Annotated in this window: 13 protein-coding genes and 4 pseudogenes; 15 read left to right on the top strand and 2 right to left on the bottom strand. The window is 39.0% G+C overall.

The genetic code is table 11. The features are described 5' to 3' along the window. Positions 1-264 precede the first annotated feature (264 nt). The 8 genes and pseudogenes from AB1471_RS05355 (at position 265) to mutL (ending at position 12,809) form a co-directional block, all read left to right on the top strand. On the top strand, positions 265-1,980 hold the full coding sequence (locus AB1471_RS05355; RefSeq protein ID WP_367778706.1) for a right-handed parallel beta-helix repeat-containing protein: 1,716 nt from the start codon (positions 265-267) through the stop codon (positions 1,978-1,980). A gap of 251 nt (positions 1,981-2,231) precedes the next feature. Continuing rightward, positions 2,232-3,869, top strand: a pseudogene (locus AB1471_RS05350) (right-handed parallel beta-helix repeat-containing protein); the annotation flags it as partial. 78 nt (positions 3,870-3,947) lie between these two features. Continuing rightward, positions 3,948-4,316, top strand: a pseudogene (locus AB1471_RS05345) (M23 family metallopeptidase); the annotation flags it as partial. A gap of 322 nt (positions 4,317-4,638) precedes the next feature. Then, positions 4,639-6,126, top strand: coding sequence for a tail fiber domain-containing protein (locus tag AB1471_RS05340; RefSeq protein ID WP_367778705.1), 1,488 nt, complete (start codon positions 4,639-4,641; stop codon positions 6,124-6,126). 241 nt (positions 6,127-6,367) lie between these two features. After that, positions 6,368-6,499: a hypothetical protein gene (locus AB1471_RS05335; RefSeq protein ID WP_367778704.1), complete on the top strand. Its 132-nt coding sequence runs from the start codon at positions 6,368-6,370 to the stop codon at positions 6,497-6,499. A gap of 812 nt (positions 6,500-7,311) precedes the next feature. Next, entirely contained in the window at positions 7,312-7,857 is a 546-nt protein-coding gene (cotE, locus tag AB1471_RS05325) for an outer spore coat protein CotE (RefSeq protein ID WP_367778703.1), read from the top strand. A gap of 440 nt (positions 7,858-8,297) precedes the next feature. Continuing rightward, the gene (gene mutS / locus AB1471_RS05320; protein ID WP_367778702.1) at positions 8,298-10,883 is read left to right on the top strand and encodes a DNA mismatch repair protein MutS; all 2,586 of its coding nucleotides are present in this window, start codon (positions 8,298-8,300) and stop codon (positions 10,881-10,883) included. A gap of 24 nt (positions 10,884-10,907) precedes the next feature. Further along, the gene (gene mutL / locus AB1471_RS05315) at positions 10,908-12,809 is read left to right on the top strand and encodes a DNA mismatch repair endonuclease MutL (RefSeq protein ID WP_367778701.1); all 1,902 of its coding nucleotides are present in this window, start codon (positions 10,908-10,910) and stop codon (positions 12,807-12,809) included. A gap of 66 nt (positions 12,810-12,875) precedes the next feature. Here mutL and AB1471_RS18330 read toward each other — a convergent pair. Further along, positions 12,876-13,014: pseudogene (locus tag AB1471_RS18330) on the bottom strand (site-specific integrase); the annotation flags it as partial. A 346-nt stretch (positions 13,015-13,360) separates the two neighbouring features. Between AB1471_RS18330 and AB1471_RS05310 the strand changes: the two are divergent. Beyond that, positions 13,361-15,238: a terpene cyclase/mutase family protein gene (locus AB1471_RS05310; protein WP_367778700.1), complete on the top strand. Its 1,878-nt coding sequence runs from the start codon at positions 13,361-13,363 to the stop codon at positions 15,236-15,238. A gap of 30 nt (positions 15,239-15,268) precedes the next feature. Continuing rightward, positions 15,269-15,412, top strand: coding sequence for an IS3 family transposase (locus tag AB1471_RS05305; RefSeq protein ID WP_367778984.1), 144 nt, complete (start codon positions 15,269-15,271; stop codon positions 15,410-15,412). Between the two features lie 369 nt (positions 15,413-15,781). Here the strand turns inward: AB1471_RS05305 and AB1471_RS18325 are convergent. Then, positions 15,782-15,895 (bottom strand): annotated as a pseudogene (locus AB1471_RS18325) (tyrosine-type recombinase/integrase); the annotation flags it as partial. A 483-nt stretch (positions 15,896-16,378) separates the two neighbouring features. Between AB1471_RS18325 and AB1471_RS05295 the strand changes: the two are divergent. From AB1471_RS05295 to AB1471_RS05275, 5 genes are all read left to right on the top strand, one after another. Next, the gene (locus tag AB1471_RS05295; RefSeq protein ID WP_367778699.1) at positions 16,379-18,634 is read left to right on the top strand and encodes a right-handed parallel beta-helix repeat-containing protein; all 2,256 of its coding nucleotides are present in this window, start codon (positions 16,379-16,381) and stop codon (positions 18,632-18,634) included. Between the two features lie 1,036 nt (positions 18,635-19,670). Then, positions 19,671-20,240: a glycerol-3-phosphate responsive antiterminator gene (locus tag AB1471_RS05290; RefSeq protein ID WP_367778698.1), complete on the top strand. Its 570-nt coding sequence runs from the start codon at positions 19,671-19,673 to the stop codon at positions 20,238-20,240. A 173-nt stretch (positions 20,241-20,413) separates the two neighbouring features. Continuing rightward, a complete protein-coding gene (locus AB1471_RS05285) occupies positions 20,414-21,238 on the top strand; it encodes an MIP/aquaporin family protein (RefSeq protein ID WP_367778697.1) in 825 nt (274 codons plus the stop codon). Positions 21,239-21,251: 13 nt separating this feature from the next. Then, positions 21,252-22,742, top strand: a complete 1,491-nt coding sequence (gene glpK / locus AB1471_RS05280) for a glycerol kinase GlpK (protein WP_367778696.1) — start codon at positions 21,252-21,254, stop codon at positions 22,740-22,742. 182 nt (positions 22,743-22,924) lie between these two features. Further along, on the top strand, positions 22,925-24,589 hold the full coding sequence (locus AB1471_RS05275; RefSeq protein ID WP_367778695.1) for a glycerol-3-phosphate dehydrogenase/oxidase: 1,665 nt from the start codon (positions 22,925-22,927) through the stop codon (positions 24,587-24,589). Positions 24,590-24,602 lie beyond the last annotated feature (13 nt).

Here is a 24,602-nt window from a genome sequence, read left to right as displayed (position 1 = left end):
GGTGGAGCAGGAACAGGAGCTTTTGAAGGGCTTTGCCATTTAGATGTTGAGGATAAGCTAAAACCTAAAAACAACGGTCAAGAGTGGGATGTGAAGAATGTTGAAAGATTCTCGTAAAAGTGTTTCAGGCACAATTCCACAAAAAGTGATCAATAAAGTTAGAAATGAAATCCGTTTAACTGCTCAAACAGTGAGACGGATTTTTTCTGCAACAAAAAGCAATAGGTAACCTATATTTACTGACATTACGAGGAGGACATTAACATGGAAAAAGAACAATACTTAGTACTACGTAACGAAATGATGAAAACAGCTGAAAAACTAATTGCTGAATCGAACTTTGAAGATTCAGATACAAAAATGCAGGAGATCAAAGATCTTTACGCAAAATGGGAGTCTACTAAATTAGCAAACGCTAACTTAAAAGCATTGAAAGACAACGATGAAGTAAACGCGAAAGATGGTTATGTTCAAGACCGTTTGGACTATGCAAGTGAAAAGAGTGATTACCCTATTAACGTTAAAGATTACGGGGCGGTAGGAGATGGTGTGACGGACGACACGGAAGCCATCCAAAGCGCGTTGGATCACATCCAATCTAACAGTGGAGGTACTTTATTTTTCCCTGATGGAGTCTATAAAGTTCACAACACACTTGAAGTATTCCAAGGCACTAAAATTCTCTTATCCCATAAGGCTGTGATCGAAAGAGGTTCCGCTTTTAGTCCTATGTTCTTAAATGGTAGACGAGACGATCAATATACTTTGTACAACGGTCAAGGGAATATCTTGATTGAAGGTGGAACGATTGACGGAGGGGGAAATATAAACTCGAGAGCTTCAGAGATTATGTTTGCTCATGCTCGTAACATTACAATAAAAGAGGTCAATTTTATCAACAATTACGACTCACATTCGATTGAGATCAATTCAATCTATGGTGCAAAGATCGTCAACTGTACCTTTAGTCAATATTCTGGAGAGAGACTTACAGAAGCGATTCAAATTGACTTGATGATTAGTTCAGACGCTTTCCCTCATATGGGTATTTACGATAATACACCTTGTCAAGATGTACTCGTTCAAGGTTGTTCTTTTTTAAGTACTTCACGTGGAGTTGGTACCCATTCAGCAGTAACGGGGTTTCCAGCAACCAATATAAGAATCATTGGGAATCACTTTGAAAACTTGGAAGCTCAAGCAGTTAGGGGATTTGACTGGAATGACGTTGTTGTTTCAGGAAATACGATGATTAATTGTGGTGAAGGAGTAGAAATTCGATCGACTCAACAGGACTCTTGCGGTTGGACGGTTGCTAACAATGTCATTAACGGGTCTCACAGGCTGGGTCATGCCATCTCTGTTACTGAGGATAATGGGTACTCAGCTCACAACGTTACGATTGTTGGTAACTCTTGTGATGGTAACAATGGTAATACATTCTACTTTAGGAACGCGACAAGAATGAATATCACAGGGAACACACTGTCAAATGGTAATGCCTCTTCGATGTGGTTTACTGGAAATATTAACAGAATAACTATAAATGGAAATACGATTGACAACACTAAATCAGCGAGAGGAATTAGCTTTGAGGGAGGCGCGATGTCTAGAGTATCAATTATTAATAACACGGTTGATACAACAGCCTCATTTGGAATTGCTCTCTATAAGGTTAATCATGGAATCATAGCCAATAACTATGTCAGGAATACTGGAAACTTTGGTATTTATTTAACTGATAATACAGATTATGTGAATGTGACTGGTAACAAGGTCTTTGGTTCTTCAGGGATCCACATTCGCTTATCCGCCGGAGCCAACAACAATCTTGTAAAAGGTAACCATATACACGGTGATCATAATGAAGCAGTTGGGATCACGAGTACATGTAATAATAATGCAGTAATTGGCAATATGGCGAGAGGTCGTACTATTTCTGGTGGTACGAACACATATTTTGCTGAAAATGTAAATTAAGACGGTTCGGCTAGTAAAGACCGTTGCCAATTTCATACAGCATTAAAAGAGGAATGGATGAGCAAGTTGCTAGACTTCATAAAACTAGCGGGAAACATGAGTGGTTTTAGGCACAATTCCACAAGAAGTGATCAATAATGTCAGAAATGAAATCCGTTTAACTGTTCAAATGAACAGTTAAACGGATTTTTTGCTGCAACAAAAAGAAAAAGAGAACCTACATTTATTGACATGATGAGGAGGATATTTACATGACAAAAGAACAATATTTAACATTACGTAACGAAATGATGGAAGTGGCTGAAAAGCTAATTGCTGAATCAAAATTGGGGGATTCAGATGAAAAAATGCAGGAGATCAAGGATCTTGACGAAAAATGGGAGTCTGCTAAATTAGCAAATGGTTATACTCAAGATTGTGAGAACTATTCAAGCCAAAAGGATGATTACGCTATCAACGTTAAAGATTACGGGGCGGTAGGAGATGGTGTGACGGACGACACGGAAGCCATCCAAAGCGCGTTGGATCACATCCAATCTAACAGTGGAGGTACTTTATTTTTCCCTGATGGAGTCTATAAAGTTCACAACACACTTGAAGTATTCCAAGGCACTAAAATTCTCTTATCCCATAAGGCTGTGATCGAAAGAGGTTCCGCTTTTAGTCCTATGTTCTTAAATGGTAGACGAGACGATCAATATACTTTGTACAACGGTCAAGGGAATATCTTGATTGAAGGTGGAACGATTGACGGAGGGGGAAATATAAACTCGAGAGCTTCAGAGATTATGTTTGCTCATGCTCGTAACATTACAATAAAAGAGGTCAATTTTATCAACAATTACGACTCACATTCGATTGAGATCAATTCAATCTATGGTGCAAAGATCGTCAACTGTACCTTTAGTCAATATTCTGGAGAGAGACTTACAGAAGCGATTCAAATTGACTTGATGATTAGTTCAGACGCTTTCCCTCATATGGGTATTTACGATAATACACCTTGTCAAGATGTACTCGTTCAAGGTTGTTCTTTTTTAAGTACTTCACGTGGAGTTGGTACCCATTCAGCAGTAACGGGGTTTCCAGCAACCAATATAAGAATCATTGGGAATCACTTTGAAAACTTGGAAGCTCAAGCAGTTAGGGGATTTGACTGGAATGACGTTGTTGTTTCAGGAAATACGATGATTAATTGTGGTGAAGGAGTAGAAATTCGATCGACTCAACAGGACTCTTGCGGTTGGACGGTTGCTAACAATGTCATTAACGGGTCTCACAGGCTGGGTCATGCCATCTCTGTTACTGAGGATAATGGGTACTCAGCTCACAACGTTACGATTGTTGGTAACTCTTGTGATGGTAACAATGGTAATACATTCTACTTTAGGAACGCGACAAGAATGAATATCACAGGGAACACACTGTCAAATGGTAATGCCTCTTCGATGTGGTTTACTGGAAATATTAACAGAATAACTATAAATGGAAATACGATTGACAACACTAAATCAGCGAGAGGAATTAGCTTTGAGGGAGGCGCGATGTCTAGAGTATCAATTATTAATAACACGGTTGATACAACAGCCTCATTTGGAATTGCTCTCTATAAGGTTAATCATGGAATCATAGCCAATAACTATGTCAGGAATACTGGAAACTTTGGTATTTATTTAACTGATAATACAGATTATGTGAATGTGACTGGTAACAAGGTCTTTGGTTCTTCAGGGATCCACATTCGCTTATCCGCCGGAGCCAACAACAATCTTGTAAGTGGTAACCATATACACGGTGAACATATTGAAGCAGTGGGCCTTACGAGTACATGTAATAATAATGCAGTAATTGGAAATATGGCGAGAGGTCGTACTATTTCTGGTGGTACGAACACATATTTTGCTATAAATCTAAGTGAAAATGACAATGAGCAAGAATTCCAACTTCCACTTGTTGACACCTATACAATATTTGATAGGTACGGTCCAAGACCGCCTCTTGATTTCCATCATGGAATTGACTTAGCTAGAAACGGTGATGGAATAAAGGTTTTATCGGCTGCATCGGGTACAGTAAGCCAATCATATAATTCTAGTTCATATGGTCAAGTAGTAATGATTCAGCATGAAATTGATGGTCAAGTATGGGAAACCGTATATGCTCATATGAGAGATGGTTCAAGAACCGTAAATGCTGGTGATAAAGTGTCCCAGGGTCAATTATTAGGAAACATGGGGAACACTGGTTATTCTTTCGGACAGCACTTACACTTTGAGCTACACAAAGGGACTTGGAATGGTAATAAATCAAACTCTGTAAATCCAGAGCACTATATCGACTTTTAATTAGTTTATTGAATCACTTGTGTAGTATCGCAAATTGTATCTTAGAAAGATTTTACGAGAAACTTCTTTTAAAAATAAACTAGCTCCTTTACTGAACAGTAGAGGGGCTATTTATATTTCCTCTAAAAAGGAGGTTGTCATTTACTACGTGATGAAGATGACTCTAAAACGTCGAAGATGCTTCCAGAACACGTGATGGTGATTAAAGAACAAGCGGATGATTATTTATTAAATCGATAGGCCAATTGTAGACGAACAGGTGATTTAACAAATCGAAATTAGGATAAGAGAAGCGATAGAGAGGGGTATATTAGTGGGAAACGAAATTATAAATCCATTGGATTTCGGAGCTTTTGGAGATGGACAAACAGATGACACAAAGGCATTTGAAGAGATTGAAAATAAAGTGCAAAGTACAATAGTTAACTTACTAGGTAAAGAGTTTGTAGTAACAAAGGAGTTCTCTAGGAACCTTTATTTTAATGGGATTTTTAAAATAAATGGGAAAGTTAAAGATGCTACTCATGCTCTAATTCTCTCTGGGAACACGAATGTATTTGGAGGTAAAGAAGCGGGTCTTGCGAATGAATTTTATCCAGATGATGGTGCTCGATCTGGTGGGTATAGAAATGTTGGAATTGGTGAATCAGCTTTAGAAAAAAATACTAGAGGCTGGCGTAATGTAGCTACAGGTCATGCAGCACTTAAAAATAACGAAGAAGGCTATAATAATGTTGCCCTTGGAGATGCAGCCTTAGAATTTAATGTAGGGGAAGTAGAGGCGAATCCGACTGCTTCAGACGCAGGGAGTAGAAACACAGCAGTTGGGGCGTATTCATTAAGATACAATAAAAAAGGGACTGGGAATACGGCAGTAGGAAGAAATTCTGCTCATGCCAATGAATCGGGAAATTATAATACAGCAGTAGGTACAAATGCTTACTCTGGTTCTGTTCAACAAGGCGGACAACAAGATAGGAAACAAGCGAGCCATAATACCGCAATAGGATACAATGCCGCATTTAATACAAATGCAGATAGTAATACAGCTATGGGTTCTGCAGCGCTATATAATAACGTCGACGGTGTGTTTAATGTAGCCTTAGGCCCCAACGCTAGTTATACTTCGAAGGTAAATAACCGTATTGTTTCAGTGGGATCATCTACATTAAGAGCGCTAACAGGTGAAGGGAATCATGACAATGTTGCAGTTGGAACGGAAGCTTTATGTTTTCTAGAAAACGGACATTCTAATACAGCCTTAGGAGATAAAGCGCTGGCCTTCAACGTTTCTGGTAATGAGCTCATGTCTGTATCACACTCAATTGGTATTGGTAAGCAATCTAGAGCTTCTGGGAATAATCAATTGCAATTAGGAACTAGTGGAATTACTACGTATGCTTATGGTTCCGTACAAAATCGCTCCGATGAACGAGATAAGGATGAGATTAGAGATACACAACTGGGGTTAGAATTTATTAATCAATTAAGACCGCGTGATTTTAAATGGAATTATCGTGAGAATTACACAGGAGAATCTGAGGATAAGGTAGAATTAGGTGCTAAAAAAGGAAAGAGGTTTCATCACGGTCTTATTGCCCAAGAGGTTAAAGAAGTTATGGAAAATATCGGAGTAGATTTTGGAGGGTATCAAGATCATAAGATAAACGGGGGAGACGATGTATTATCATTAGGATATACTGAGTTGATTGCGCCGTTAATAAAAGCCGTACAAGAATTGAGTGAAGAGGTAGAAAGCCTTAAGAAAGATAAAAAAGCACTAGAGAAAGGAATGAATTAAAAGAGTAATGAGGACCGATCTAGCTAGATCGCTCTCTTTTGTATAATTTGAGTTTAATAGAAGGAGGATTAGTATTTTAGGCTTGACGCTTTAATTATCATAGTGAGGCTCTCATTTCATTTATACCTTGAACATATAAAAGAGGGTCCTCTTTTTAATAAAGTCTTAAATGTTTTGAATAGAGAGAATGGGCATGTTCTAAGGGGGGAAGTGGGATGACAACGAGGGTGATCAATTGGACATGTGGAAAGATGTAGTAAACAAAAGTCTTGATGGCCACGATATTGAAAGCCTAAAAGAGGACATCAAAGAAATTAAAGATGACACCAAATGGACGCGAGCGCAATTACTACCTCCTTTATCGTTGTTCTAATTGGTGGAGCAATGGCGATTTTTTATTCAGCATTACAATTAAGTTAAAGTAGATTTTACATTGAATTAATTGGAAAGTACGTCTACATAGCTACCCATTCTGGATGGCTCTTTTTACGTTGATCGGATTTTTGATGGGGCAGTTTGGACTGTGAAGCGCAGGCGATTATGAGTCGCTTGTTGATTTATTTTTGACACTTTTAATAAGCGTTGGTATTATCGCTGATCCAACAACAGCAAGGGTCAATGACTCGAAATAAGCGCTTGAATATAACAAGCCAAGAAAGGACGTTGAATGAGCTCTATCATTGATCTTCTGTATATGGAACCTGATTTATTTACAGCCCCGAAAAAAACACCCCTATATGGTCACTGAAAAGAAATCCGCTTCTAAATGTTCTCCAGTACTTTAGTGATGGTAGCTTGATCAGTAATTTCTATAGAGGAAGTTTTATAATGTATTTGATTTTACGTCATAATTAGGCATGTTTTAATGAATGCTGGAAACAAATCTAAACGTCTTTGATCAGCGAAATAGTCGGTGATCGAATTAAAGAGCTCGTAAATTTCATCAATCAGTTAATTTGTAGGTTGGGGAACAAGTGTCTGTGTCAACTGAACTAGTACGAGTGTATACAAGTTTTTTTCACAGTCCCAGCTTCTTTGTTCATGCTATCCCGTATATTTCTAAATCACGTTTCAATTGTAATGAAAAAAGTGATGTGATTGAATTCATTAACAATTTTATAGGTTTTCGCACATCTTTTGGACATCCTGCATAGGATAAAAGGAAAATGAAAGGAGGCCGCATGAATGTCGGAGTACAGAGAAATTATTACTAAGTCCGTCGTGGCCAAGGGCCGAAAATTTACACAATCAAATCATAGTATTCTCCCGCCGCATCGACCAACGAGTATTTTAGGGTGTTGGATCATCAACCATAAATATGATGCGAAAAAATCAGGAAAAAAGGTAGAGGTTGATGGTTCGTTTGATGTCAATGTTTGGTATTCTCATCATGATAATTCAAAAACATCTGTCGTCATTGAAAATATCACGTACAAAGATATCATTAAGCTAAAATATCGCGATGCAGATTATTATGATGACAATGAAATTATCGCGCGTGTCTTGCAACAACCGAACTGTCTTGAAGCCTCCATCTCAGAGAACGGAAATAAAGTCGTTGCTCAAGTTGAGCGGGAAATGTTGGTAGAGTGTATAGGCGAAACAAAAATGGTTGTCATTTACCATCGTGATGAGTCCGAAGAAGACTGGGATGATGGAATTGATGACGATGAAATTGATGACATCAATACCGACTTCTTAGATTTAAAAGATGAGTCCGAAAAAGACTAAACTGGGCAGAACGTTGCCTAGTTTTTTTTTGTTAAAATTGAAAAAAGTTTAGACTCTACTTTTGTGTTTTGTGCACTAAGCAAAGTGGAAGGGGAGGTGGTTTGTTTTACGTTAGATTAAACTGAATGTTTTTTATAACGAGCATGATCTTCATTTTTGTATTTTTCTTTCCAAAAGTGTTTTGTTTTTGCGTCCATATGTGACGAAGGTCCTGGGCATTCTCAGGATTTTTTATCATTTGATGTTTGAGTTTTCGGCATCCGAACGGTTTTTTTGTTTCTTATAATTGGAATTACCTTGTCATTCATCTCATCTTGTTTTTGCTGATAAAATCTTCGCTTTTCTAGTTTTAGGATGGTTGACTTGCATGAGAATATAGTGCATTTTATGCTATACTAGGAACATGAATGATGGTTATAGATCGGAGAGGTTTCTAGTTTATGAAGACATACACACCCATGATACAGCAATATTTAAAAGTCAAGGCGGAGGTTCCAGATGCCTTTTTATTTTTTCGTTTAGGCGATTTTTATGAAATGTTTTTTGATGATGCGCTTAATGCCTCGCGTGAACTTGAAATCACTCTTACCGCTCGTGACGGTGGAGTAGAAGAAAAAATTCCAATGTGTGGAGTGCCTCATCATGCAGCAGCTGGTTATATTGAGCAACTCATTGATAAAGGTTTCAAGGTAGCGATTTGTGAACAAACTGAAGATCCAAAGCAGGCAAAAGGTGTTGTTAAACGTGAAATTGTTCAAATGATCACACCTGGAACGGTGATGGATTCGAGAAGTTTAGAAGAAAAAGAGAATCATTACTTGGCATCTGTCACGGGATTTGATGATGATACTTATTGCGTTGCACATCTGGACTTATCCACTGGAGAGTCAAAGGTTGCCATGATCGCAACACGTGAAGAAGCGATTCATGAAGTGGTGATGCTTCAAGCACGTGAAGTCGTACTGGCGAGTGATGTAGCCCCTGCTGTTGAAAAAATGCTTCGTGAGCGAGGAATTCACTCCATTTCAATGATGGATGACTGTCATGTGATTGATTCATTTGCTCATTTAGTGATGGAGTTAAAGCAGACGAAACTACAAACAACGATGGCACGATTACTTCATTATGCTCATAAGACACAAAAAAGGTCATTAGATCATTTGCAAAAAACAACGTCTTATCATGTGGACTCGTTTTTACGCATGGATCCAAACTCAAAACGCAATCTTGAATTGACTGAGACCATACGCGGCAATGGCAAAAAAGGGTCACTCGTCTGGTTGCTTGATGAAACGATGACGGCGATGGGAGCACGGTTGATGCGTCGTTGGATTGATCGCCCCCTTATTGATCGTGAGCAAATCGAAGGAAGGCTGACACTTGTAGAGGTGTTCATGGATCGTTATTTTGAACGTCAAACCTTACGCGAAGGCCTTAAAGGCGTTTATGATTTAGAACGTTTAGCTGGTCGGGTGGCATTTGGAAACGTGAATGCAAGAGATCTTGTTCAATTGAAAAAATCATTGCAGCAAATTCCGCTGATTCAACAAACCTTGAGCGAAATGGAAGCGTCTGAGATGGTCACTGAGGCATCTAAACTAGATCCTTGTGAAGATATTGCAGATTTACTGGAAGCAGCGATTATCGAGCAACCGCCACTTGCGATTAAAGAAGGCAATTTTATAAAAGATCGTTTCAATGAAGAGTTGGACCAATACCGAGATGCTAGTAGGAACGGGAAATCGTGGATCGCTGAACTCGAGCAAAAAGAACGAGAAAAAACAGGAATTCGCTCGCTGAAAATCGGATACAATCGTGTGTTTGGGTATTATATTGAAGTGACAAAAGCTAATTTGCATGTTCTTGCTGAAGGGACATATGAGCGAAGACAGACTCTCACGAATGCAGAACGCTTTATTACACCCGAATTAAAAGAAAAAGAGACGCTTATTTTACAAGCAGATGAAAGGTCAACGGAGCTTGAATATGAGTTGTTTCAAATATTAAGAGAAACAGTTAAAAAAGAAATTCCGCGACTACAAAAGCTCGCTCATGAAATAAGCAAACTAGACGTGTTGCAATGCTTTGCGACAGTGAGCGAAAACCGCCACTATGTGAAGCCTACATTTAATGAAGAGCGCTTTGTTAATATTAAAGATGGGCGTCACCCAGTCGTTGAAAAAGTGATGGATGCGCAAGAATATGTTCCTAATGATTGTCATATGGACAACGATTGTGAAATGCTGTTAATCACTGGACCAAACATGTCAGGTAAAAGTACTTACATGCGTCAAGTCGCTTTGACTTCAGTCTTAGCGCAAATCGGATGTTTTGTCCCCGCAGCAAAAGCAAGTTTGCCAATTTTTGATCGTATTTTTACCCGAATTGGAGCTGCAGATGATCTTGTATCAGGACAAAGTACGTTCATGGTGGAGATGCTAGAGGCACAACATGCTTTAGCCCATGCTACACAAAACAGCTTAGTGTTATTTGATGAAATTGGCCGAGGAACATCAACATACGATGGCATGGCACTCGCACAAGCAATTATTGAACATGTGCATGATCGAATTGGAGCGAAGACACTTTTTTCAACGCACTATCATGAGCTCGTTGGGTTGTCAGATGAACTAGCAAAACTTGTGAATGTACATGTTTCTGCCGTTGAACAAAATGGACACGTCGTCTTTTTGCATAAAATTAAAGAAGGTCCAGCAGATAAAAGCTACGGAATCCATGTGGCCAAGCTTGCTGATTTACCTACAAGCTTGATCGATCGTGCAAACGAGCTGTTGATTGGATTTGAATCAGGGAACAAGAAGGTTGAATCAGAAGTAAAAGAACCAGTAGATACACTTGGTCAACTTTCACTATTTGGAGAGTCGACTCCTAAAAAATCAAAGAAACCAGATCGCATGAAACGTGAGATGGTGGCATTAAACGTTTTAGAATTAACACCGTTGGAAGCGATGAACGAACTTTATCGTCTTCAAAAATTAGCACAAACTTTAACAGAATCGAAATAAATTCTGTGAGCGAGGTGAAATATCATGGGGAAGATTCGTCAGCTAGGTGCATCTTTAGCAAATAAAATTGCAGCGGGTGAAGTAGTCGAAAGACCAGCATCGGTTGTAAAAGAGCTTGTTGAAAACGCAGTAGATGCCGCAGCGACAGTCATTGAAATCGAACTTGAAGAAGCGGGTCTAACAAGCATTCGTATTCGTGATAACGGCAATGGGATTGAAGAAGAAGATGTCATGCTCGCCTTTTCACGTCATGCAACGAGTAAGATTGAAAATGAACATGATCTTTTTCGAATACGTACACTTGGCTTTCGTGGGGAAGCACTACCAAGTATAGCGTCTGTATCAAAAGTGGAGTTAACAACTAGTACTGGTGATGCCGGTACATATTTATATCTGAATGGTGGGGACGTAGTCAAGCAAGAACCAGCTGCTGCACGAAAAGGCACAGATATAAAAATTTCTGATCTTTTCTTTAATACGCCGGCTCGCTTAAAATATATGAAAACAATCAATACTGAGCTTGGAAATGTAACGGACATTGTCAATCGTCTCGCACTATCTCATCCAGAAATTTCGTTTCGTTTAAAGCATAACGGAAAAATGTTGTTACAGACAAACGGCAAAGGTGACGCGCGACAAGTGCTTGCATCCATTTATGGTATGTCGATTACGAAAAAAATGTTGCCATTTAAGAAAAGTTCACTTGATTTTGAAGTAGAAGGCTATGCGGCGCTACCAGAAGTGACACGAGCATCACGAAACTATGTGTCAATTTTAATGAACGGACGGTTCATACGTAATTATGCAATTACACGTGCCATTCAAGCTGGTTATCACACCTTGTTGCCAATTGGTCGTTATCCAATCATCCTTGTTTCGATAACAATGGATCCGATATTAGTGGATGTGAATGTTCACCCGTCTAAGCAAGAGGTCCGTTTTAGTAAAGAACAAGAATTAACGAGTCTTATTACAGAAGCGTTAAAAGAACTTTTTAAACAACAAGTCTTGATTCCTAGTGGTGAAGTAGCAAAGGCAAAGTCGAAAACGATTGTCACGCCTTCTGAACAAACGGAGCTGTCGTTTGATGATAACTCGTATAGTGAGAGAAATCGCTTTGTTCAGAAACCACAGTTGTCTGATGAACAAATGAGATCACTATATGATCCGCCGAGCGAGGCGCGTGAACCTCTTCCTGAATGGAAGCAAACGGTGAAAAACGATGATGTGCTTTCGATTGAAACGGAACAATCAAGAGACAAACTAGTTAACCATAATAATATTATGAATGATGAAGTTGTGAAGGGTGACTTAACTGAAAGCGTTGGATCGAATGAATCCTCACGAGTCCCGATGATGTATGCAATCGGGCAAATGCACGGCACCTATATTATCGCTCAAAATGAAAAAGGCATGTTTATTATTGATCAACATGCTGCACAGGAACGAATTAAGTATGAATTTTTCCGTGACAAAGTTGGGCAAGTGGAGTCCGAGCTACAAGAGTTGCTTGTCCCGTTAACGTTGAATTTTTCTACAGACGAGTTTATTAGAATTCAAGAACATCAAGATGCGTTAGAAGAGGTTGGAGTGTTTTTAGAAGAATTTGGTCCAGGTGGTTTTATTGTTCGTGCCCATCCGACCTGGTTTCCAAAAGGGGAAGAACAAGGCGTCATTGAAGAGATGATTAAACAGGTTGTGCAAATGAAAAAAGTAAATGTGGCTAAATTACGTGAAGAAGCGGCCATTTTAATGAGCTGTAAAAGGTCAATCAAAGCAAATCATTACCTGCGACAACAAGATATGCAACAACTGTTAGACGAACTTCGAACGACAGATGATCCGTTTACATGTCCACACGGTAGACCAATTATTGTACATTATTCGACGTATGAAATGGAGAAGATGTTTAAGCGAGTAATGTAGAGGGGTTTGGGTGGTTGTATTGTTGATTTGCCCCACTTTTTAATTGCTCAAATACGACTCTAATTTCTAAACTCCTTCTTCCTCGTGCTTTTGTGTGATATGTAGATACACATTGGCCGTCATGTCGATGGTCGTATGCCTATTTACTGACTTGATATCCACACCACTTTCTAGCAGCATCAGCGTGGGTATGACGAAGCCCATGAGGAGGGGGGCGTAACTAAACGTCAGCTCCCCTGTCAAGTAAACAGTAATTTTTAAAAAAAGTAAGTAGCCTGAGTTCTAGATTCATAGGGACTCAGGTTATTTTTGTCGTGTTTTTTATGTTGGGATTGGACTATAAAACGCTTTGTTGTTGAATTTAATATACTTTGAATAACAGACGAGTATATACACTGTGCAAATGGCTTTTTGTACGATAAGAGTGAATACTTTTTTATAAATTTCATATGATGGTAGTAGTTATCAATAGAATCTAACCTAATCTATATAAGGGTGTTATCAATTATTTATTAAGTATTATTTACTCTTGTGTAAAGGAATGATTTGTGTTGATTGAAAAAAATAGAATCCTAAATGAGATTCAACAACGAGTGAATAATATAAAAAAAAAACAATTTGTTAATGGTGCCTGGTATTTATGCTGTGACCCTGGAGTATTGGTTGATTCATTTTCAATAATGACGCTAAGGGCAGTAGAACATTACGATGAGAAATTTATACATGATATAGCGGAATATATATATACTCAACAAGATGATAATGGTGCTTGGAAGCTTTATGAGGATGAGTATCCAGGAAATTTAACCACGACAGCCTCCGCATACAATGCACTACTTCTTTCAGGGTATTTCAAAAAAACTGACTCAAATATGAAAAAAGCCGAAAAACAAATCATATCAATGGGCGGCCTAAATAATGTCCATTTTTTAGCAAAAGCTATGTTTTCGGCAAATGGTCAGTATCGGTGGTCATTACCGGTACCTATATATACTATTTTACTTCCACACCAGTTCCCTTTAAATTTTTTTGATTTAAGTTGTTACGCTAGAGTTCACTTTGCACCAATGATGATTATCGGGAATTTGAAATACCATAAAAAAATAGAATCTAAACCAGATTTATCTCACCTAATAATTAATAATAAAAGAAAAGTTCCTCTATTTAAACATTTACCGACTTACCTCCATCCTATAAGGAAGAGAGCCTTAAAAAAATTAGAAGAATTTATACTCGATAGACTAGAACCAGATGGTACTCTTTATAATTATTCCTCTGCAACTTTCTTTATGATTTATAGTTTATTAGCACGTGGTTATGATAAGTCTGATTCTATCATTTGTGATGCGATCTCGTCATTAAAAGCCACCTCCTGTCATTTAAATGGCCTTAATCATATACAAAATGCACCATCAACAATTTGGGATACGGCTTTACTTAGTTATAGTTTACAAGAAGCAGGTGTATCAAGTAGTGATCCTGTGATAAATAAATCAGTGAACTACTTGATTAACCATCAACAAACTCAAAAAAGTGACTGGGCTATTCATAATCCAAATATAACTCCTGGAGGATGGGGGTTCTCAGAAGATAACACAAAAAATCCAGATATTGATGATACTACCGCAACACTGAGAGCAATATATCTAAAGTCAAAACTAAACTCAAAAATATATAATAGTTGGGAAAAAGGGTTAAATTGGGTATTGTCTATGCAAAATGACGATGGTGGCTGGCCTGCATTCGAGAAGAATGTTGATAACACTTTGATTGGCATGCTCCCAATACAGAATGTAAAAGAAGGTGCTTTGGATGCATCCACTGCTGATTTAACAGGAAGAACGCTAGAATTTTTAGGAAATTATGCAGGTTATACAAAAGGTGATCTGACTATTCAAAAAGCTATTCGGTGGTTAAAAAAACGGCAAGAAAAAGATGGCTCATGGTATGGGAGATGGGGAGTTTGTTACCTTTATGGGACATGGGCTGCAATTACAGGATTATGTGCAGTCGGTATTTCAATAGACGATTCGACTATTCAAAAGGCAAATAAGTGGTTGCTTACAATTCAAAAAAAAGATGGTGGATGGGGGGAGTCTTGTTCTTCTGATATTATTCGAAAATATGTTAGTCTCCCTTACAGTACTCCCACTCAGACCGCATGGGCTTTAGATAGTTTAATCGCCATTCACGATTCTCCAACAGATGAAATTAACAAAGGAATACAATTTTTAATGAACAACACAAAAAATATAAACTATCCAACAGGTGCCGGATTTCCAGACCTAACCTATTTTCATTACCATAGCTATAATGATATTTTCCCATTATTAACTTTAAGTCATTATTATAATAAATATGGTTCTGGTGCAAGAATCATTCTGCCAGAGACGATCCGCTCAGCCCGACCCTCAGTAATATCACCCTGAACAAACGGGACAAGGAACAAAAAAAATGAAATCGATTTTAAACAGGCTCAAACCTTAATCGATTTAAAAAAGATGATCGAAGATTATGTAAACAAATACAACAATCATCGTTACCAATGGACATTAAATAAGATGACTCCGGTACAGTACCGAATTCATCTCTTGAGTGCATAACGTAACGTGGTCTTTTTTAAACTGTCTTTTTTATAGGTTATAGTTCAACCAGGTGGCAGAGGGGTGGTTTTAAAATTAATTACAGATTTACATTTCCTTTTTTATCGGTGTGGTAGGTTGAACCGATAGAAAGGTTTTCCCTCCAATTGGAATCATCTATGTGATAGGTGCTTGATGGTTCCGTTTACATGCACACACGGTAGGCCCATTATCGTGTATTATACGACGTATGAATTGGAAAGGATGTTTAAGCGAGTAATGTAGAGGGGGTGGGTGGGTAAGAACGATTCTTGCCCACAATTTATTTAATTTCTCAAATACGAACAAAATTTGTAGGACACTTGATTTAGTAAGTGATTTGACTCCGTGAGAGCTTCTTGATCTGCTGATCGTTATTGTCTTTTCTCCCATGTTGATATCGCCCCAAGTCAACGCCAAGATTTCGCCTTTACGCATTCCAGTTCTAAGTAGTAGAGAGGCGATCAGTAGGAAGTGATCTACCTCCCTCAGCTTTTTGATTGTTAGTGTATTTTGGTATTTGTCTAAAAGAGAGGGGAATAGTGAAATAGTATAAATAATGTGATGATTTTTTCCAATCAGTTATGAATGAAGGCTTCACACCGCAGTCGTTCGCTGTTCATCAAACAACGGGAAAGAGATAAGAAAGAAAATGGCGGTGTAATACGTGAGCCGCTAAAGGAAGAATTGGATGAAGTAGCGTAATGAAACATCAGCTATCCTGCCTTTCGTGTAGTCCCCCTATCAAGTAGGCAGGAATTAAAAAGAAAAGTAAGTCGCCTGAGTTCTCTATTCATAAGAACTCAGGTTATTTTTGTCGCATTTTTCATGTTGGGTTGGAAACCGTGATTTTGACAAAGATAACTAAATCGTTAATGAAACTAGCTACTTTTTCATTCTGATGGCATAAGATAAGTGAAATAAAAAAGAAAAAATGAGGTGTTATGGTTGACAGTTTTTACAGTAAATCCTGGCGCGTCTATCCAAGACGCCATTAATGGTGCAGAAGCTTGTGACACGATTAGAATTGAAGCAGGAACGTTTGCAGGGTTTGTGGTGGCTAACACGGTGCAGGAGCCTGAACCTATTCCGCGTTTAAGAATTATAGGTGCTGGAATAGGAAAGACGATTATTGATGGGAAGGTAACACCTGTTACTACTAATGGAATTCTTATTCCTTCGGGGGCTGATCAAACGACCATTGAATGCCTCACGATACAGAATTTTAGTGATGGAGATGGCTTATTTATTAACTCTAATGCCAACATCATTCATCAAGTGGAGTCGAAAGATAATGGGGCTAATATAACAACCGGGGATGGTTTTGAAATTGATGGCGACCGCAATTTAGTGTTGAAGTGTGTCGGGAGTGACAATGAAGACGAGGGTTTTGAAATTAATGGTAACAACAACTATATCATCGCATGTAAGGCATTTGGAAACGACAACGAGGGTTTCGAAAGTGATGATGGAACCCATACGTTATATTTTAAATGCTTGGCAGAGGGTAATGGTAGCGAGGGGTTTGACATCGGAGGATTTGATTTACTTCTGTGTAATAAAGCAGTCGACAATGAAGAGGATGGTATTGGTCTTGACGGAGAAGGAGTACTCGTATTTGAAAATACCGTTTGTAAAAACGGGGGGATTGGTATCGAAGCAATTGCCGATAGCGTAATCTATGGAAATGGCATTTTTGGAAATAGTGATGCAGGGGTTGAATTAGATCCTGATGATAATGGAACCAATGTCGTCAATAACCATGTTATAAGAAATAAAACAGACGGGATTCGGTTAGAGTCAGATCCACCTACGAGGAGTTTATTCCCAAGGTTACGCAATAAGTTAAACCTTATCAATCGGGGAACTGGAGCTTCCAATAACCTTATCGACAACAACATCGTTAAAGAAAACGAGAGTGACGGCATCTTATTACAAGCCGACACAACTGGCAACTGCGTTCGCTCTAACTGTGCGTTTAATAATATTGGAAATGATATCCAAGCGAATGCGCCTGCTGATATGACCAATACCTTCGATGAAAATAAATGTGAGAACAGTGATCCAGATAATCTGTGCGAGGACTGTTACGAAGTTATGACAGTTATTACAGTGAAGGACGGCGAATCGATCCAAGAAGCCATAAACGGCGCTGAAGCTTGTGACACAATTAGGGTGGAAGCAGGGACGTTTGGGGGGGTTGTTGTGGCTGACCTGACGGATCCAATGAATCCTATAGCCATCCCTCGTTTAAGGATCATTGGTGCCGGGATAGGAAAGACGGTTATTGATGGGACGGTAACACCTTTTACTATTGATGGGATTTCTATTCCTTCGGAGTCTGATCAAACGACGATTGAATGCCTGACGGTACAGAATTTTAGTGAAGGGGATGGCTTATTGATTGAATCTAAAGCCAACATCATTCGTCACGTGGAATCTAAAGTTAATGGGGATGATGGTTTTGACATTAATGGCGAGCGCAATTTAGTGATTAAGTGTGTTGCGAGTGGTAATCAGGACCATGGGGTGGATGCTGATGGTGGCAATAACAACTATATCATCGCATGTCAGGCGATTGACAACGTAAACAATGGTTTTGAAAGTGACGGGGGAACCCATACGTTATATTTTAACTGCCTGGCTAAAGGCAATGAAGGCGAGGGCTTTGATACTGGAGACTTTGATGTACTTCTGTGTAATCAAGCCATTGAGAATGGGGCTGATGGTATGGATCTTGATGATGGAGATGGAGTATTCGTCTTTGATAACGTCTGTTGTGAAAATGGGGCAGAGGGCATCGATGTAAGGAGCGACGATATTGTTGTCTATGGGAATCACGTTTGCGGGAATGGTGGTGCAGGGATTGAAATAGACAGTAATGATAATAGGAATAACGTTGTCAGAAACTTTGTAAAGGGGAACAAAGAAGATGGGATTCAGTTAGAGTCAGATCCAGAAATTGAAATTGGTTCATCAAACAATCTTATCGACAACAATACCGTTAAAGAAAATGGTGAAGAAAACGATGGCACGGGTATCTTACTAACCAATTTTACACAAGGCAACTGCGTTCGCTCTAACTGTGCGTTTGATAACGTGGGCAATGATATCCAAGCGGATGGAGATGCTGCTGATAACAATACCTTCGATGAAAACAAATGTGGAAATAGTGATCCGGATGGTCTATGTGAGGATTGTTAAGAAAAATAAACGGTTTTTTAGATGAACGTGCGGAGTTTTTTCGAAAAATAAATAACGACGATTACAATACGAAAGTGTGCGGTATTACTATTGGCGGCGTGTTCGAGCGATGTTAAACTACTAAGATGAAAGATCGCGAAGCATTGTATGCGGTTTTTTGGATATGGCTCCGGAAGAAAGTCATCGACTCGAGCTCATTAAAGAAGTCCATAAACTGCGATTAAAAGACATCAATCTGCTAGATCTACTTATTAATAAAACGGTTATTTGTATGAAAAATGATTATATCAATGCAATGTGTGTCTCGGAAGGTTATATATTACCAAAAACTTATAAGTGAAAGGTATAGTTCGAATCACCTACCAATTATCCGTCCCCATGGTTTTATTGATTCAGAGTACTCATGCTGCAAGACACAAAAAAGTCCCTCAGCCACCTGGTGGAGAGCGTTCATCTTTGACGTTTTTTATTTCATTAGTCCGAGGAGATGACTTCACTGACGCACTACCCCTGTGCTCCTTTAGCATTGTGGGCAAGACGCTTACGGTGGTGTGAGAGGATGGGAGTTAATCACTCCTTCTTACTCCATTCTCAATCGGTGCATTGTAAGTTCAGAAATGTACATTTAATCTCTTACCAATAATATCTTTGGAAGAATAATTTCTTTATAAATTCATATAATGGCTTAGTTAACACCGGCAAGGCTACCAACAATAAACGTTCTTCTTAAAATTCGCGTGGGGGGATAATCATGTCAAACCAGGTTAAAAAAATAAATCTAGTGATCGGCTTATTTTTATTTATCGGTTCTCTTTCCATGAGCCTTTACTATATGAATTCTTTCAAAGTAAACTTTTTATCCTTCTTAATGCTTATAACCTCTATTATCTCTTTCTTGATGTTAATCGTTTTAGGTAGCGTGAAATTGTACCTTTTTAATTCACAACCAAACAAGGAACGTATATAAAAATCCAATGAATAAGTGTATAATTCTCTCAACAGATAAATGTTTTGTTTAACAGGAGGTGGTCACGCAGTGCCATTTGATGGACAGCAAATTTTACCTGCTATTCGATCCATGAAAGACTTTGATAAAATGCTAAACTATTCGTTCCGTTATGGCGTATTTCTTGATTTACATGTTGGAATGCTAAAAAGTGTTTTTGATTACGCCAGGTCTGAAGAAAAGGAAATGTTTATTCACATGGATTTAATACAGGGATTATCAAATGATGAACATGCGACTGAATATGTTTGCCAGTGGGTTAAACCATATGGAATCATTTCAACTAGAAGTAACGTAATAAAAAAAGCACGACAACTTAATGTACGAGCGATCCAGCGAACCTTTGTCATCGACTCGAACGCGTTAAAGCGGAGCGTCCAATTGATTCACAAAACAGATCCAGACTACATAGAGCTTTTACCAGGTGTTGTGCCAAAAGTGATTGAACGCATCCGTTTAGAAACTGGTAAGCCTATTATTGCGGGTGGGTTAATTGAAACACCACAAGAAGTAGTAGCTGCAATTGAAGCAGGTGCAAGTGCGATCACGACGTCTTCACTCTCACTATGGAACTATTTTTCTGCAAAAAAAGGAACATAGAATGATTGACAGCGTTTTCAAACTCTGATAAACTATCAATAAGTTAATATTCCGTGCAGAGAAAAAGAGACTCGCATATACTTTTACACCTGAATAAGGGTAAAGTCTGTGGGTCTCTTTTATTGTGTTGTATTGGAATATCAAACTGAATGGTACAAGGAGGTAACGTGGTTATGAGTAGTTTTTTAGCAGAAATTATCGGAACAGCTATTTTGATTATATTCGGAGCAGGTGTTTGCGCGAATGTGAACTTGAAAAAATCTTTTGCACTAAATGGTGGCTGGATTGTTATTTGTCTTGGTTGGGGTCTCGGTGTAGCGATGGCTGTATACGCGGTCGGTCAGTTTAGCGGAGCTCATTTAAATCCGGCAGTAACGTTTGGCTTAGCTTTTAATGGAGATTTTGCTTGGTCAGAAGTGCCGCTATATGTAACGGCTCAAATGATCGGCGCTATCATAGGTGCAATTATTATTTGGGTTCATTTTCTACCGCACTGGAAGGCAACAGAAGATCCAGCGACCAAACTAGGGGTGTTTTCTACTGGACCAGCAATCCCTCATTATTTCTCAAATGTATTAAGTGAAATGATCGGGACTTTCATTTTGGTCCTTGGGCTTTTATCGATTGGAGCTAATGAGTTCGCAGAAGGATTAAATCCATTTATCGTTGGGATGCTTATTGTTGCTATCGGACTTTCTTTAGGTGGAACGACAGGTTATGCAATTAACCCTGCTCGTGACCTTGGGCCAAGAATTGCCCATTTTCTATTACCGATCGCAGGAAAAGGAGACTCGAATTGGAGTTACGCTTGGGTTCCTGTGCTAGGTCCAATCCTAGGTGGTTCATTAGCAGGTGTATTTTATAAAGCTGTTTTCACCAATGATTACACGCCTTGGTTATGGATTGTTATAGGTGCTACGATCCTAAGTTTACTAGTTGTAAGGGGAATCGATAAAAGAGAATCACAAGCTCAAAAAAATGAGCAATTATCAGCTTGAGGGGGAATAAAACATGGAAACGTATATTTTATCATTGGATCAAGGAACAACGAGTTCAAGAGCGATCTTGTTCAACAAAAAAGGTGAAATCGTAAACGTTGCCCAAAAAGAATTCCAACAATTTTTTCCGAATCCAGGTTGGGTTGAGCATAATGCAAATGAGATTTGGGGGTCGATTTTAGCGGTTATTGCTTCTGTTTTATCTGAATCAGGAGTGAAACCAGACCAGATCGAAGGCATTGGTATCACAAATCAACGTGAGACTGCTGTTGTATGGGACAAAGAAACAGGTGTTCCGGTATACAATGCGATCGTGTGGCAATCTCGCCAAACTGCTGGCATTTGTGAAGAGTTAAAAGAACAAGGTCATAACGGTACATTTCGTGATAAAACGGGTCTCCTAATTGACGCATATTTCTCCGGTACTAAAGTGAAATGGATTCTCGATAACGTTGAGGGTGCAAGAGAAAAAGCAGACGAAGGAAAATTGCTTTTCGGAACCATTGATTCTTGGCTGATTTGGAAGCTTTCAGGAGGAGTGGCGCACGTCACAGATTACTCTAACGCGTCGCGAACACTCATGTATAACATATATGATTTAAAATGGGATGAGGAGCTTCTTGATATTTTAGGTGTACCAAAATCAATGTTGCCAGAAGTGAAACCATCATCAGAAGTATATGCGAAAACAGTAGCTTACCATTTCTTTGGACAGGAAATTCCAATCGCTGGTGCAGCGGGTGATCAGCAAGCAGCCTTATTTGGACAAGCATGTTATAAGCAGGGGATGGCAAAAAATACATACGGCACAGGATGCTTTATGTTGATGAATACGGGTGAAAAAGCAGTTACTTCAGATCATGGCTTGCTGACAACTCTTGCTTGGGGAATAGATGGCAAAGTGGAATATGCACTAGAGGGCAGTATCTTTGTTGCAGGAAGTGCGATTCAATGGTTGCGTGATGGACTGAGAATGCTTAAAGATGCAGCAGCAAGTGAAGACTATGCGAAGCGGGTTGACTCAACGGATGGGGTGTACGTTGTTCCAGCTTTTGTCGGTTTGGGTACACCATACTGGGATAGTGAAGTTCGAGGTTCAATTTTTGGATTAACAAGAGGAACGTCAAAAGAACATTTCATTCGTGCAACGCTTGAATCACTAGCATATCAAACAAAAGATGTTCTAGATGCAATGGAAAAAGATTCAGGCATAAAACTTAGCAAGCTCCGTGTAGATGGCGGTGCAGTGAAAAATGATTTTCTTATGCAGTTCCAAAGTGACCTGTTAGATGTGCCAGTAGAACGACCAGTCATCAATGAAACAACGGCTCTTGGTGCTGCTTATTTAGCCGGGCTGGCCGTAGGTTACTGGAAGAGTAAGGATGAGATCACTGACATGTGGGACGTGGAGAAAGACTTCGATCCTACAATGTCAGAAGAAAATCGTTCAGACCTCTATTCAGGCTGGCAAAAAGCCGTAACAGCAACTATGGCTTTTAAATAAATGACTCATATGTTATAATGTACCTAAGTTAATAAACGGGTAGAGACGAAGAGAGACTTGAATTCATTATGAAGCAAAAAATCATAATGTAATTCAGTCTCTCTTTTTTTACCTGTAAAAATATTCCATTTGGAAGATCTATAAGCATAACCAATATGCTAATTACGAGGGGGAACAGATAGATGAAAACACTTGCCAGTACGAATCGAGAAATTCAATTGAAGAGCATGAGCCAAAAAGAATATGACATTGTTGTCATTGGTGGAGGAATTACAGGAGCAGGAATTGCCCTTGATGCTGTTACAAGAGGGATGAAAGTTGCTGTTGTTGAAATGCAAGATTTTGCAGGTGGTACATCGAGCCGATCAACCAAACTTGTTCACGGTGGTCTGCGCTATTTAAAACAATTTGAAGTAAAAATGGTTGCCGAAGTTGGGAAAGAGCGTGAAATCGTATATGAAAATGGCCCTCATGTCACAACCCCAGAATGGATGCTGTTACCGATCCATAAAGGCGGAACGTTTGGTAAGTTTAGTACATCTGTTGGTTTACGCGTTTATGATTATTTAGCAGGTGTGAAAAGAAAAGAGCGACGCAAAATGCTTACTGTAGATGAAACGGTAGGTCGTGAGCCGTTAGTTAAAAAAGATGGACTACGTGGAGCGGGATACTATGTTGAATATCGTACAGATGATGCGCGTTTAACACTTGAAGTAATAAAAAAAGCGGTGGAACACGGTGCTGATGTCATCAATTATGTGAAAGCAGAACGCTTTACATATAATCAAAAAAAGATTTCTGGTATTGAAGTGGTTGACCAGATATCGGGTAAGCAGTTGACCATTTTAGGTAGAAAAGTTGTCAATGCAGCAGGTCCCTGGGTTGATGACGTACGAAATAAGGATTACACCAAAAATACAAAGCAATTGCGCTTAACAAAAGGGGTTCATTTAGTAGTAGACCAATCTGTTTTTCCGTTAAAGCAAGCCCTTTATTTTGATACACAGGATGGAAGAATGATGTTTGCAATCCCGCGTAATGGCAAAGCGTATGTGGGTACGACTGATACATTCTTTGATAAAAAACAAGATCTAGCGAACCCTAAGATGACGGTTGAAGATCGTGATTATATTTTAGAAGCGATTCATTATATGTTTCCAGATGTTCGCGTTTCTGTTGATGATGTTGAATCAAGTTGGGCTGGTGTTCGTCCTCTTATTTTTGAAGAAGGAAAAGACCCATCTGAGATATCTCGTAAAGATGAGATATGGGAACATGATAGTGGATTGATCACGATCGCTGGCGGTAAACTAACAGGCTACAGAAAAATGTCAGAGCATGTTGTTGATCTTGTGTCTAAGCGATTAAAGTCAGAAACTAAGCAGTCCTTTGGAAAGTGCATGACGATTGATCTGCCTATTTCAGGTGCTGATTTCGGTGGCTCACACCAGTTTGACGCTTTCGTTGAAAAAAAAGCTCTGGAGGCTACTCCATTCGGATTAACAGTCGAAGAAGGGCGTCACTTTGCTTCTTTTTATGGAACGAATGTAGATCACCTTTATAAATTTGCGCATGCTGCATTAGGAATGGATCTTGAAGGTTCCATGACACCGGCTGTTTATGCAGAAGTTGTGTATTCTGTACAAGATGAAATGGCGGTTAAACCAGTTGATTTCTTTATTCGACGTACGGGCAGTTTGCTTTTTGATATGAATTGGGTGCAACTTCACAAAGATTCGATTATGCGACTAATGAAAAATTTGTTAAAATGGGATGAAGAAACGTATCGAGCATATCAAGTGGAACTAGAACAAGAAATTCATGATGCAGCCATTCCATTTGATTGAACCGTATAATCTT

The organism is Jeotgalibacillus marinus (genome assembly GCF_040801915.1).
Taxonomy (GTDB): domain Bacteria; phylum Bacillota; class Bacilli; order Bacillales; family Jeotgalibacillaceae; genus Jeotgalibacillus; species Jeotgalibacillus marinus.
This window is presented reverse-complemented; position numbering and strand designations above follow the sequence as displayed.